The following is a 13,372-nucleotide window of genomic DNA, read 5'->3' on the forward strand; positions in this document are numbered from 1 at the left end:
CATCATGAAAAAAATCACTCTGTTGATCTCTGCACTGCTGGTTTCTGTCAGTAGCTGGGCACTGGATCTGTCACAAGCAAAAAGCCAGAATCTGGTTGGCGAAAAAAATAATGGTTACCTCGGGTTAATCGTCAGCAGCAATACTGACGCTGCTGCTCTGATTGCAGACATTAACCGTAAGCGCAAAGCCAAATATCAGAGCATTGCCAACAAGCAAAACACCCAGCTGGCTAACATCGAAAAAATTGCCGGTGAAAAATTAACCGCTAAAGCCAAAGCCGCAGGCCAGGCTTATCAGGATGCCAGCGGCAGCTGGAAGAAGTAAGGAGCCTTCACATGGATATGAATACCATCATTGTACTGGTTGTGGTTGCGCTGCTGATTGTTTATATCATCGGTATCTACAACAAACTGGTTACCCTGAAAAACCGCTACGAAAATGGCTTTTCTCAGATTGAGGTGCAACTGAAACGCCGTTACGACCTGATCCCGAATCTGGTCGAAACCGCGAAGGCCTATCTGAAGCACGAGAGTGAAACTCTGGAAGCCGTTGTTGCTGCTCGTAATGAAGCCGCTGCAGGTTTAAAAGCTGCTGCACAACACCCGGGTGCCGCCGATGCGATGAAACAACTGGCCGGTGCAGAAGGTGCGTTGGCCGGTGCCATGGGTCGATTAAATGTCACCATGGAAGCCTACCCGGATCTGAAAGCCAATCAGAATATGATGCAGGTATCGGAAGAGCTGAGCAGCACGGAAAATAAAATTGCCTTTGCTCGCCAGGCGTTTAACGATGCCGTAACAGCTTACAATACTTATCGTCAGTCTTTCCCACCGGTATTTTTTGCCAGCAAATTTGGTCATCCCACGGATGCTGAATTACTCGAGTTTGAAGACAGCGCTCAGATTCAGGCAGCGCCTAAAGTTTCTTTTTAATCTCTATCCTTCCCGGCTCTTGCCGGGAAGTTGTTCTTTGCTCCATCTATTCAAGGTTTACCTATGGATTTTTTCAGCCATCAGGATCAGGCAAGAAAACGCACTGGTCAGCTGGTCGTTTTATTCTCCTTCGCCGTTATTACATTAGTCGTATTACTGAATTTGTTGCTTGCCGCGGTATTCTGGTACAGCGACGGCCAATATATACAAAGCGGTGACAATATTTTGCAGGCCATTCTCCGCTATATGACACCCGCATTATGGATTCAGGTCAGTGCCGGTGTATTGGTGGTGGTTGGTGGCGCCAGCCTGTTTAAATGGCTGATGTTGCGCGGCGGAGGAAAAACCATTGCCGAATCGTTGGGTGGACGTTTATTAAATCCGGACAGCCAGGAGTTTTACGAAAAACGCTTATTAAATGTGGTCGAAGAAATGGCCATTGCTTCCGGTATGCCGGTACCACCTGTGTATATTCTGCCGGACCACAGCATTAACGCTTTTGCGGCTGGCTACCAACCATCTGATGCTGTGATTGGTGTAACAAAAGGCTGCATGGAGCAATTAAGCCGAGACCAGTTACAAGGAGTAATCGCCCACGAATTCAGCCATATATTTAACGGTGATATGCGGCTGAATATCCGCCTGATGGCAATTTTATTCGGTATTTTATTTATCGGCATGATTGGTCGCTTTATTTTTGAAGCGGCATTACGTGGCGGTGGCAGCCGTCGCTCTAACAACGAAAAAAGTAATCCAATTCCGTTTCTGGCACTGGGGTTTGCTCTGATTGTTATTGGTTATGGCGGGGTATTTTTTGGTAATTTAATTAAAGCAGCGGTGTCACGTCAGCGTGAATTCCTGGCCGATGCTTCTGCCGTTCAATTTACCCGTGATCCATCCAGCATTGGTGGTGCACTAAAAGTAATTGGCCATGGCGCGGGTTCTGAAATCGCATCGCCGGAGCGTGATGAAACATCACATTTATTCTTTGGTCAGGCGCTGCCATTCCGCTTTGGCTGGTTTCAGACACACCCACCGATTGAAGAACGTATTCAACGTGTTGATAAACACTGGGATGGTCAGTTCCTGGCACCACAATCACGTCAGCAGGCAGAACAGGAATCGCCGGAAATTGCTCAGCAAAGCAGTCAGGCTGAAAAGCTCGCTGCCATTGCCGGAACGGTGGCGGTAGCAGGTTCCGTTATAAGCGATATGGCGAACGATGCGCCAGCACAAGCGAGTACCGCCAGCTCCTTGCCAACAGCCGAACAAGCACTGCAAAAACTCACCGATGCCGCACACGAAACTTACAACGCCCGAGCCTTAGTCTTCGTATTATTATTGGCACCTGAAACACGCCTGGTACATGAGCAACAACTGGATTTAATTCGCCAGAATCACGGCCAGGATTTATTCAAAAGCTGTTTGCGCTTACTTCAGTTAAGCAAATCTCTGGATGATAAAGAGCGTTTGCCACTGGTTGAAAAAGCCATCCCGGCATTGAAACAATTATCTGCAGATCAATATCAGGATTTCCGCCGTACCGTTGTTCAGCTGGCCAAAGCCGATGGTGAAATCGATATTTTTGAATGGTGTTTATATCGTCTTATTTTACGTTATCTCGAACCAACGTTTGAGGATGTAAAACCCGTTAAAGCCAAACACAGCAAGCCTGAAAAACTCTACCCGGAGTTAGCCGTAGTACTGTCGTATCTGGCCCATTACGGCCACGATTCACAACAAGGCGCCGAACAAGCTTTTTCTGCTGCGGTAGAGGCTGCCGGTTTTGATGCCGAAAAACTCAAGCTGCAAACCGTCGACAGTAAAACACTGAAGCCGCTTAACCTGGCACTGGCAACATTAACCGAGGCCTATCCACACGTGAAAGGGCGCGCCATTAAAGCGATGGCCGCTTGTATAAATGCCGATGGCGAATTACGTGGTATTGAGCTGGACCTGGTACGAACTATGGCAGCAATTCTGGAGAGCCCGGTACCCGGGTTGTTCGAGCAAAAATGATGACGCTGAGAAAATACAATTATCGCCTGCTATTGCTACTGGTTACTACAACTCTACTTTGGGGTTGTAGTAAGCCGGCACTCGAACCACTTGCGTCAGACGGCGTTATTCTGGCTTTTGGTGATAGCCTGACGGCCGGTGTTGGCACCAGCAAAGATAAAAGTTATCCAGCGGTATTGGAGTCATTAACCGGTCTGGAAATTATTAATGCCGGAATTTCCGGAGAAACGACCACCCAGGGCCTGGCCCGCTTGCCAAAAGTCATCGGTAAAACCAGCCCGAATCTGATGATTCTGATCGAAGGTGGTAATGATATTTTGCGCAATAAAAATTACGCACAAATACAGCAAAATCTGGACGACATGATCACTCTGGCCAGGAGTGAAAATATTCAGGTCGTATTGTTAGGTGTACCGGAGAAAAAGCTGTTCTCATCTGCCGCTCCGTTTTATCAGCAACTTGCTGACAAGCATCAGCTGGTTTACGACAATAATCTGATCAGTGATTTATTACATCAACGCTCACTGAAATCAGACCCGGTTCACCTTAACGCCCGGGGCTACGAGCAGATGGCACAGGGTATACACCAGTTACTACTGGATCATGGAGCGCTCTGAGCAGATAAGACCGCCTTAACGTTACGAAACAAATGTGTCTCATATAATCCTATGGCGTTATCTGCCTTTCTGATAACGTCCTCAGCGAATATGAGCCTGTTCCGGAGTAACGAATGGCAATCAAACACTCAACTTTACCTCTGTTATTATCTGCCGCGCTGTTAAGTGCCTGTGGCGGCAGCTCCGGCGGTGACGGCTCGTCGTCACCCACTTCGCAAAAGCCCGGTCAGCAACAGCCAACGTCTCCCGGTGATAAACCGCAACCAAATCCTCAGCCTGAGCCACCAGCCCCCAGCAACGACGATGATAATGACGGAGTACTGAACGAGCAGGATATTGATGATGATAACGATGGTTTAATCGAAATCTCATCAATCGCCATGTTTAATAACATTCGCTATAACCTGACAGGCAGCAGCTATCACGATGGTGATCAGGCTATAACCAGTGGCTGCCCAAATACGGAAACCATCAAAGGTTGTAACGGTTACGAGTTAACTCAAACTCTGAATTTCAGCCAATCAGAATTCGCTAAAGGCAAGGGCGATAATCTTGGCTGGCAAGCCATCGGTAACTATAAAGCGCCATTCAAAGCCAAATTTGATGGCAACAACTTCACTCTGAAAAACTTTTATATCAATCAGAACCTGGAATATTCCGGACTGTTTGGCGCACTGCAGGATGCTTCCGTTGTTAATCTGAATATCGAAGGCGAACTGGTTGACAGAGGTGATACAAAATTCATTGGTATGTTGGCTGGCTTTATCCGCTCGCCGGATAAGAACAGTCCCTCCGCAGGTATCATTCGTAATGTTCATGTATCCGGTCAGATTACGGCCAATAACAGTCGTGCAACCGGAGCATTAATTGGTGAGCAACGCTCGGGATATTACGCTGTTGAATACTGCTCCCCATTACCGTGCGATGATAAAATCATCGATATTCCTGCCGCCACAATTATCGCTGTTTCGTCAGAAGTAAATATCCGCACCCGTGGTGGCCGGGTAGGTGGTTTGGTTGGTATTAAATCCGGCGGTAGTCTGGTGTCATCTTTTGCGAAAGGTGTTATCGAAAGTGAATATGCAACCCTTGGAGGTCTGGTTGGCGAATTAAAACCAGGGCCGAAGGAACATAAAAATCGTATTGTATCGAGCATGGCCAATAACTCACTGACCACCCAACGAGGTGCCGTTGCCGGTGGCCTGGTTGGTATCCAATATTTAGACACCGAAATCATTGCCAGCTACAGTGCCAATAACAAAGTTGCTTCGGATAAAAAAGCCGCTGGTTTTGTTGGTCAGTGGTCGTCTTCTTCCGGATTTACGACACAAAAATCCAGGATATTAAACAGCTACACCCGTAGCCAGAATATTAATGGTGGCAGTTTTATTCATGGGTTTTCCGCCGGGCTGTTTAACGGCAGGGGCCTTGGACCTGTTGTTGAGAACAGCTACTGGGATATCGATAAAACCAAAGACGGCACGGTGACGTCTTTCCAAACTAAAAAGAAAGTGATTCGTTCCAGTCACGGCGTGGGTTATAGCGCCAATCAGTTGAAAGGATCAGAAGCTGTTAATAACCAAACGCCAGGTTATCGCACCGATGCGTCAGCAACCTTTGATGCACCATTTTATCACTGGCTACCGACCGACTGGACGCCCACCACCAATGACGAAAAATTGCGGGTTTATTGTGATGATAATGGTGATGGCGTCATTCAGGACAATGAAAATACGGCCATCTGGAATATGGGAAGTAACCAGCAATACCCGATTATTAACTGTATTGCCGCTGAGCATCAAAGTCGTGATTAATCACCCACCTGAATAAAAAATGCCAGCGGAAATGCTGGCATTTTTTATTGCTTCTTTAACAGAAAGAATCAGGCGCGACGGGTTTTAAAAGCATGGCCACCCATGCCTTTTAACGTCATCCAGACCGACTTCCAGGCGGACAGATTTTCTTTTGGCGCTTTGCCATCTGCCATACGATGAATCTGTTGCTCAAACCACACCAGGTCAATCATCATCATACGATCCAGTTCTTTCAATCCGGTGCTGGGTACCGTAAAGCTCATTTGATAATTCACATTGGTCATCACCTGATTAGGCAGATCCGGTACCAGTGCCAATGGCCGGGCGATACCAATAAAGTCAGTGGCGCCAGAATCCAATGCTTCCTGCATCCCTTTAGCGCTACGGAAACCTCCGGTTACTGCTAGCGGAGTATCCACCAGCGTCCGTATTTTTTCAGCGTAATGCAGAAAATACGCTTCTCGCTGACGCGTACTTTCTTTTACGGTTTCATCGCGGCCTTTTTCTGAACCCATCATCGACGGATTTTCATAAGTACCACCAGACACTTCAATTAAATCAATTCCGGCATCGGCTAATGCTTTAACCACCTGCATCGATTCTTCTTCGGTAAAACCACCTCGCTGGAAATCGGCAGAATTTAATTTAATCCCCACCGGGAAGTCATCGCCCACTTCTTTACGAATGGCTTTATACACTTCCAGCACAAAGCGCATGCGATTTTCGATACTGCCACCCCATTGATCGTCTCGCTGATTATGGCGTGGCGACAAGAACTGGCTAACCAGATAGCCATGTGCACCGTGAATCTGCACACCGGTAAAGCCTACGTCTTTAGCCAGTCGTGCCGCGGTGGCGTAACGACCAATGACTTGCCAGACTTCCGCATCTTCCAGCGCACGTGGGGTTTTGAAGGCTTTATCCAGCCCGGCTCCTAATGCAATAGCGGATGGTGCCACCGGCTGCGGCGATAAAAACATCGGGCTCTGTTTGCCCGGGTGATTCAGCTGTGCCCATAAATGCGCGCCGCCCTGGGTAGCCGCTGCAGTCCAGTGACGAAACGCCTGAAGGTCACTCTGTTCATCCAGCACCACATTTTTGGGTTCGCCCAGCGCAGTACGATCCACCATGATATTGCCGGAAATATTGATACCAATACCCCCTTCAGCCCAACGCTGATAAACCGTTGCCAGACCCGGTTTAGGGTTGTGATTGTTGTCACCCAGCTGCTCACTCATGGCTGACTTAAAGAACCGATTACGGATTACGACACCGTTTGCCAACGTCAGCTGGCTTCCCAGTCTCGCGGCATCACGCTGGCTGGCGCTGTCATTGTTTTTATCGATGGTTGCCGTCATGTATCACCTCTCAGATCAGCCTATTAGACCGGTCGTCTTGGAATTGATTTTAAAAAAAGGCCAACAGGCCCGAATCACAAATTAACGCTCAGAACTGTATAGCAGTTGCAGCATAGCGTCCAGCGTCTGCAGCGACCCATCACTGTTCATCTCCACCTTGATACGCACCAATGAACCCTGCCACTGGTTCCAGAACAGCTCAGCCAGCACTCTGGCCTCAATATCCTGGCGGAAATCACCCTGCTGCTGGCCACGACCGATAACTTTCTCTAAACGGGCAACCCAGCGTTCATAAAGGTTATCCAGCTGTTGCCTGCACTGATCACTGCTGGCGGCGATTTCAGACGCCATACTGCCGATCAGACAGGTCTGGCGATATTCCTTACTTTCGATCACTTTCAACGCGGCAATTTGCAGGGTTTTCAGCACTTCAGCCGCTGGATAGTTCTCCGAACTGGCGAGAAAAGCATCCATCTTAGCGAATAAATCCGTTCCATAATTGGCAATAATTTCGGCGGCAAAATCTTCCTTACTACTGAAAAAATTATAAAACGAACCTTTCGGAACATTCGCTGCATCAAGAATCTCTTTGATACCGGTGCCGTTATATCCCTTCTCCGACAGCATGGCGCCACCCAGTTCCAGCAGCTGCTGGCGGCTGTGTTCGCTACGTCGTGGTCGGGCCATAGATACCTCAGAGGATTGCGGTGTTAAAGAATTAAGGTGCTAGCTTACGGCCTGTAACAACTCAGAATCAATACGCTTGCTACGATCACAAAGTACTAACAGATGAAACAGCCTGGCCCATGATTTGTGCAGCCGGAGCGTATCAGTCTGTACTACAATGGGACTACATTATGGCATAAGGTAGTTTGCATGCCCCTGAACCGACTGATCAGCAGTGCCCCTATACGTTGGACGTTGCAACGCCGCTGGGCAATGATCACCGGAGCCATACTTTCTGCATTATTGATAATTTTACTCGTAGTTGGCAGCATTCTGCTGCGTGACTGGAATCAACAAAGCGAGCAGGAATACCAGAATCTGAAACGCCTCGACCAAGCGATTCTGGCTGACGTCAATCTTTACCTCGGTCAACTTAACCGCCATTTCCCCCGACTGAATTGCAGTGACAAAGTAGTGCGTGCCATGCACAAGGCTGAATTTCACTCAACGTTTTTGCACGAATTCGCTCTGATCGTTGATGATCAGGTTGTGTGTACAAGCAGTCAGGGACGATTAGCAGAACCAACACCGGTGGTTGATCTGGATATCGGTGATCCGGATACCGGCGTTGGCTTCACTCGTTCAGCAAAAGTTCCGTTATTAGACGACACCTTCAGGCCGCTGGTTCGGGTTGGTCGTTTCCAGGCATTCCTGCGCGAGAGTGAATTACCGAAACCCCAGCATCCGTGGATTCAGCTGGCCGAGTTTCAGCGCGTTAATCAACAGCTGGTGTACGTCGCCGGTTTTGATGGCATTTTGCCGCAACGTTCACTTAATACCGGAGAAATGCAGTCCTGGTACGAAAGCGGCTATCGTGTCAGCGGCCAGTGCTTCCGACCGGAAACCTGCGCTCTGATTGCGCTTGATCTGGTGAGCTATTTTAAATCGCAGAACTCACTGATCTCTCTGACCGTTCTGATGTTATTGCTGGGACTGACGCTGGCTGCAGCCATTGGTGCATTTCTGTATCAGGAATTTCAGCGTCCGGCACGGCGCATCAGCCGCGAGCTGGATTACGATTCCATTATTTGTCGCTACCAGCCCATTGTCAGTCTGACAAAAGGCCAGGTAACCGGCTGTGAAGTGTTATGTCGTTGGCAGCCGTCGGGCGGAAAGATGGTGATGCCTGATGAGTTTTTACCGTTAATTGAAAAAAATAATCAGCAAGCACAGCTGACTGAGTTAATGATACGCAAAGCTCTGAATGAATTAAAAAAGCTTGGTATCCAGTCGGATATTCGTATCTCTTTTAATGCTTTTCCTAACGATATAACCGGTGGCACTTTGCTACCCACTTTGCGTGATTACGCCAGTGATTTATTGGATAACATCACCATCGAGCTGACGGAACGGGAAGTAGAAGATAAAAATGCGCTGGTAATGGGGATTCAGCAATTAAAGCAAGCCGGTGTTTGTATTGCGATCGACGATTTTGGCACCGGTTATTCGAATTTTCAGCACCTGAAAGACCTGAACATTGATTACCTGAAAATCGATAAATCATTTGTCTGGTCTGCCAAGCCCGGCGAACCCAACTTATTAACCGCCATTATGGATATTGCTCACCAATTGAATTTATTGGTGGTTGCGGAAGGTGTGGAAACCGAAGAGCAAAATCAATATCTGGCCAGTCTGGGTTCTCAGTTTGGCCAGGGATATTGGTTTGGCAGACCTCTGACGATTGAAGAGCTGGCAAAATTTATTGCACAGCATAACACTCCAGGTCATCAGCCACAGCCAGAGAGCCGTCAAACTGCTTCCTGATTACCCTTTTGCTGTTCTCCAGATCCGCCAGAGAACGGCTCATATGATGTGACAACACCACCGACTTCACCCCTGACTGGTGCGCATTAATAGCGATGCGTGACGGCGGCATATGTAATCGCCGGGCAACACCTTTAGCGCCTTCAGGTATGGCATGATGAGCAACAAACGTATCGGCACCTTGCAGCAGTTTGATCAGATTCCCTGAGTTATCTGACATATCACCACTGATTACAACCGATTGGTCTTTTTGCTTTTCTTTCACATCAATACGCCAGGCCAGCGCCAGCAACGGCCCGTGATTAACACTGATGGCAGAGAGTTTGATCTGACCATTTTTCGATTGCCAAACCTCCTGTACCTTTCCTTGGGTATTGGTAACGGTGGTTGGCACAATACGATAGCTTTCTCCGCCATCAATGTAGCCGGATAAATAAGGCCAAACACCTTTATCGGTTTCTGAGCCAGCAAATAACCTTTCGATAAAACTATTCGCCGATGGCAATAAGTGATTTTCCTGCGGGCCAAAGATTGGTAAATCACTTGAGCGGTTGGTGAAAAAACTGGCCTTAATTAATGGCGCAAAATCCGCGCTGTGATCCAGATGGAAATGAGTAAAAGCAGCGGCTTCAAGATCTTCTATTTTTGCGCCACTTTGTTCAAAACGTAGTAACGCGCCACCACCAAAATCCACCAGCACTTTAGCTTTGCCATCCTGCCATAACAAATAAGCAGACGATGCCCGACCATCGTTGATTTCCGGGCCACCAGAACCCAATACCTGCAAATACACACCTTGTTGTGGGCATTGTTCCGCCTGAGTATATGCAGACATTAGCAGTAAAAAAGGTAGCAGCAGCTTAGGCATCCTGAGATTCCTGCGACATAGATTCATTATTAAATTGCAGTTCCGCCAGACGTTTATACAGCGGTGAATCGTTTAATAATTGCTGATGGCTGCCAATCGCCACCAGACGACCATGGTCAAACACAGCGATACGATCAACATGAGCCACGGTGGCCAGGCGATGGGCAATAATAAAGGTCGTACGGTCTTTCATTAACTCATCCAACGCCTGCTGCACCAGATGTTCACTCTGGGCGTCTAACGCACTGGTGGCTTCGTCTAACAATAAGATTTCCGGATCTCGTAATATCGCCCGGGCAATGGCTAACCGTTGCTTCTGGCCGCCAGATAATTTAACGCCTTGCTCACCGAGGAACGATTGATATTGCTCTGGCAGCTGTTCGATAAATTCATCGGCATGAGCGGCTTTGGCTGCCGCCAGGATTTCTGCTTCACTGGCGTCCGGTTTACCGTATCTCAGGTTATCCCAGACGTTGGCACTGAATAACACCGGCTGTTGTGGCACCAGTGCAAACTGGCTGCGCAGCTCCTGCAGATTCCAGTCTTTGATTTTTTTGCCGTGTAATAAAATATCGCCCTGCTGTGGGTCACGGAAACGCAGTAATAAATCAAACAGAGTGGATTTACCGGCGCCAGAAGGGCCAACCAGAGCAATTCGTTCACCGGGTTTAATATCCAATGTTAAATCAGCGATGGCCTGATGATTCGGCCGGGATGGGTAGTGATAACCCACCTGTTGAAAACTTAACAATGACTCGGCTTCACTTGCAGTGGGCGCGGGTTCACTCTGTTCAGGCGATTGTATTTCAGCTTCGGTGGCTAATAACTCGCGGATACGTTCTGCTGCACCGGCAGCGCGTTGTACTTCACCATACACTTCGGTAACAGCCGCTAATGAGCCTGCCACCATAATGGCGTAAAACACAAAGGCGGCCAACTCACCGCCGGACAGTTCACCGGCAATCACATCGCTGCCGCCGATGTACAACATGCCTGCAACAGACCCCATCACCAACATCATCACCAACATAATTAAAAACGCACGCTGACGGATTCGACGCAGAGCTACATCAAATGCACCTTCGGCGGCATCGCCGAATTGTTGGGTTACGATATCTTCCCGGGTAAAAGCCTGAACCACTTTAATATGTTGCAGACTTTCTCCGGCCCAGGCACCAACACTGGCGATTTTATCCTGACTGTCGCGGGAGAGTTTTTTCACTTTTCGGCCAAAATAAATCATCGGAAAAACAATCAAAGGCACAGCAATCAAAACAATTAAACTGAGCTTTAAATTGCTGATAAACATCAGCGTTATGCCACCAATAAAGGTCAGCGCATTTCGTAAGGCAAAAGAGAACGACGAACCAATCACGGTTTGCAGCAGCGTGGTATCGGTGGTCACCCGGCTCTGAATTTCACCCGCAAGGTTATCTTCAAAAAAGCTCGGCGGCAGACTAACCAGATGCTGATACAGCTGCTTACGAATATCAGCCACCACCCGTTCACCCAGCCAGGAAATCATAAAGAAGCGGAAGTAAGCACCAATGGAAACCAGCACCACCAACACACCAAACATACTTAATGCGTCCGCCAGACCTTCGGTGGACTGCGCAGCAAAACCGTTATCGACCATAAGACGTACGCCCTGACCCAGCCCCAGGGTCAGGCCTGCGGTCATCACCAACGCCACAATGGCGATGGTTAAACGGAGTTTATAAGGGCGAACAAATTGCCAGAGCCAGCGCAGCATAAGGATCTTCTTATAGAAATAATGGTGTGGATAAGTGCCTGAAGGCTAGCGGCTACGGGGGCCTGGGGCAAGGTGATATCAGGTAATGCTCTGTTCCAGCATGTCCTGCCTTGAATTAGCTTCATCCTGAAAAATATTAGAACATTTTATGCATTTACTAATATTTCTATTGCGATCAGCCCTCCTCCGAGTAGCATGAACTCAACCAGGGAGTGGTTGCATGTATTCAATTGAATGGACGAAAACCGCAGTTAAGCAGCTGCGCAAGATACAGCCAGACAAGCAGCGTAAGGCCATCTTTGCTGCTGTCGACGGCTTAAAAGATTGTCCGACTAATGCCGCTAACGTTAAAGCTCTGAAAAATCATTCGGCTGGATATCGGCTGCGAGTTGGCAATTACCGGGTATTGTTTGATCTGGATAACGGTGTACGCATCCTGACGGTGCAAGAAGTGAGAAAACGAGATGAGCGAACATATTGATACTTCAGCGGTTAGCAATACAGTCAGCCAGCCTCAGGTGATCCGCGATTCGCAAGGCAACCCGCTGTATGCGGTTGTGCCTTATGAGGAGTATCAGGAGCTGATTGCAGCCGACAATAAGGTCACAATTCCGCATGAAGTGGTTGGGCTGATGATCGAAAAAGATCTGAGTGCGATGGCTGCTTGGCGTAAGTATCGGGGCTTATCACAGGCCCAGCTGGCGCAGCAGCTGGGAGTCACTCAGGGAGCAATTGCCCAGGCTGAGAAGCTGGGCAATAAACCGCATATAGAGACCTTACGCTGCTGGGCGGAGGCACTGGATTGTGAAGTTGCGCAGTTGAGGGAATGAGTCCTCCCAGGCATCAAGCTCAACATTAAGGAAACCACATGCTCCATATCATGTTCGATATTGATGGTACTCTGATCGATTCTTACCAGCTCGATAGCGAGTGTTTTGTAGCTGCCGTTGAGAAAGTTACTGGCTCCGTTATCGATTCAAACTGGAGTCGTTATAAGAACGTCACCGACTCAGGTATCGTTCAACAGCTGTATGACGAGATGAACTCTGCTCTTCCATATGAGGAATTTTCGCAACAGATTCAGGCTGGTTTTGTTGCCAGCCTGAAGCAAGCAATCGTGAGCCAGCCAATCAAACCAATTCCGGGGGCCAACGATTTCCTGCAATGGCTAAAACAACGCTCAGATATCGAGGTATCAATCGCAACTGGAGGCTGGCATGCCAGCGCTCTGCTAAAACTGGATTCAGCAGGCATAGATACCTGCGGCATTCCCATAGCATCCGCTGACGATCATTATTCACGAACTGAAATTATGAAAGTTGCTCAGCGCGCAATGGCTGGTGCTGCAGATGACGTTGTTTATTTTGGCGATGGTGACTGGGATGAGAAGGCCAGCAAGCAGCTTGGCTTTCGTTTTATCCGGATTAATGTTTCAGGCAACGCACCTGAATCTGTTCAGGGCTATGAAGACCCGGACCGATTGTTTGAACTGCTGAATATCACAGCTCCCTGACCGTTCT

Annotated in this window: 13 protein-coding genes; 9 read left to right on the forward strand and 4 right to left on the reverse strand. The window is 48.4% G+C overall.

Features of this window, described 5'->3' with window-relative positions; all coding sequences use genetic code 11:
* The first annotated feature begins 4 nt into the window (after nucleotides 1-4).
* From ACOQOZ_RS13520 to ACOQOZ_RS13540, 5 genes are all read left to right on the forward strand, one after another.
* Nucleotides 5-325 carry a YdbL family protein gene (locus tag ACOQOZ_RS13520; protein ID WP_420588677.1) on the forward strand — a complete coding sequence of 107 codons (321 nt, stop codon included), beginning with the start codon at nucleotides 5-7 and terminating at the stop codon, nucleotides 323-325.
* An 11-nt stretch (nucleotides 326-336) separates the two neighbouring features.
* Nucleotides 337-933, forward strand: coding sequence for a LemA family protein (locus ACOQOZ_RS13525; protein ID WP_420588678.1), 597 nt, complete (start codon nucleotides 337-339; stop codon nucleotides 931-933).
* 63 nt (nucleotides 934-996) lie between these two features.
* Nucleotides 997-2,952 (forward strand): M48 family metallopeptidase, encoded by a 1,956-nt coding sequence (locus tag ACOQOZ_RS13530; protein ID WP_420588679.1) that lies wholly within the window; start codon nucleotides 997-999, stop codon nucleotides 2,950-2,952.
* The gene (locus ACOQOZ_RS13535; protein ID WP_420588680.1) at nucleotides 2,949-3,569 is read left to right on the forward strand and encodes a GDSL-type esterase/lipase family protein; all 621 of its coding nucleotides are present in this window, start codon (nucleotides 2,949-2,951) and stop codon (nucleotides 3,567-3,569) included. The genes ACOQOZ_RS13530 and ACOQOZ_RS13535 overlap by 4 nt, the downstream gene beginning before the upstream one ends.
* A 113-nt stretch (nucleotides 3,570-3,682) precedes the next feature.
* Nucleotides 3,683-5,383, forward strand: coding sequence for a hypothetical protein (locus tag ACOQOZ_RS13540; RefSeq protein WP_420588681.1), 1,701 nt, complete (start codon nucleotides 3,683-3,685; stop codon nucleotides 5,381-5,383).
* A gap of 68 nt (nucleotides 5,384-5,451) precedes the next feature.
* Here ACOQOZ_RS13540 and ACOQOZ_RS13545 read toward each other — a convergent pair whose 3' ends face one another.
* Together ACOQOZ_RS13545 and ACOQOZ_RS13550 are read right to left on the reverse strand one after the other, a co-directional pair.
* Nucleotides 5,452-6,741, reverse strand: coding sequence for an NADH:flavin oxidoreductase/NADH oxidase family protein (locus tag ACOQOZ_RS13545; RefSeq protein ID WP_420588682.1), 1,290 nt, complete (start codon nucleotides 6,739-6,741; stop codon nucleotides 5,452-5,454).
* Nucleotides 6,742-6,822: 81 nt separating this feature from the next.
* A complete protein-coding gene (locus tag ACOQOZ_RS13550; RefSeq protein ID WP_420588683.1) occupies nucleotides 6,823-7,428 on the reverse strand; it encodes a TetR/AcrR family transcriptional regulator in 606 nt (201 codons plus the stop codon).
* 189 nt (nucleotides 7,429-7,617) lie between these two features.
* On the opposite strand from ACOQOZ_RS13550, the gene ACOQOZ_RS13555 reads away from it, so the two are divergent.
* On the forward strand, nucleotides 7,618-9,231 hold the full coding sequence (locus ACOQOZ_RS13555) for an EAL domain-containing protein (protein ID WP_420588684.1): 1,614 nt from the start codon (nucleotides 7,618-7,620) through the stop codon (nucleotides 9,229-9,231).
* On the opposite strand, the gene ACOQOZ_RS13560 is transcribed toward ACOQOZ_RS13555, so the two are convergent.
* Nucleotides 9,167-10,099 carry an MBL fold metallo-hydrolase gene (locus ACOQOZ_RS13560; RefSeq protein WP_420588685.1) on the reverse strand — a complete coding sequence of 311 codons (933 nt, stop codon included), beginning with the start codon at nucleotides 10,097-10,099 and terminating at the stop codon, nucleotides 9,167-9,169. The two genes, ACOQOZ_RS13555 and ACOQOZ_RS13560, sit on opposite strands and share 65 nt — an antisense overlap.
* A complete protein-coding gene (locus ACOQOZ_RS13565) occupies nucleotides 10,092-11,852 on the reverse strand; it encodes an ABC transporter transmembrane domain-containing protein (RefSeq protein ID WP_420588686.1) in 1,761 nt (586 codons plus the stop codon). The genes ACOQOZ_RS13560 and ACOQOZ_RS13565 overlap by 8 nt, the downstream gene beginning before the upstream one ends.
* Before the next feature lie 220 nt (nucleotides 11,853-12,072).
* Between ACOQOZ_RS13565 and ACOQOZ_RS13570 the strand changes: the two genes are divergently transcribed.
* The 3 genes from ACOQOZ_RS13570 to ACOQOZ_RS13580 are packed head-to-tail and all read left to right on the forward strand — an operon-like array spanning nucleotide 12,073 to nucleotide 13,365.
* Nucleotides 12,073-12,333 (forward strand): type II toxin-antitoxin system RelE family toxin, encoded by a 261-nt coding sequence (locus tag ACOQOZ_RS13570; protein ID WP_420588687.1) that lies wholly within the window; start codon nucleotides 12,073-12,075, stop codon nucleotides 12,331-12,333.
* Complete coding sequence (locus ACOQOZ_RS13575) at nucleotides 12,317-12,682, forward strand: helix-turn-helix domain-containing protein (RefSeq protein ID WP_420588688.1); 366 nt, start codon at nucleotides 12,317-12,319, stop codon at nucleotides 12,680-12,682. Before ACOQOZ_RS13570 ends, ACOQOZ_RS13575 begins: the two co-directional genes overlap by 17 nt.
* A 38-nt stretch (nucleotides 12,683-12,720) precedes the next feature.
* Nucleotides 12,721-13,365 carry an HAD family hydrolase gene (locus ACOQOZ_RS13580; RefSeq protein WP_420588689.1) on the forward strand — a complete coding sequence of 215 codons (645 nt, stop codon included), beginning with the start codon at nucleotides 12,721-12,723 and terminating at the stop codon, nucleotides 13,363-13,365.
* Nucleotides 13,366-13,372 lie beyond the last annotated feature (7 nt).

This window comes from Bacterioplanoides sp. (genome assembly GCF_965219715.1).
Taxonomy (GTDB): Bacteria; Pseudomonadota; Gammaproteobacteria; order Pseudomonadales; family Oceanobacteraceae; genus Bacterioplanoides.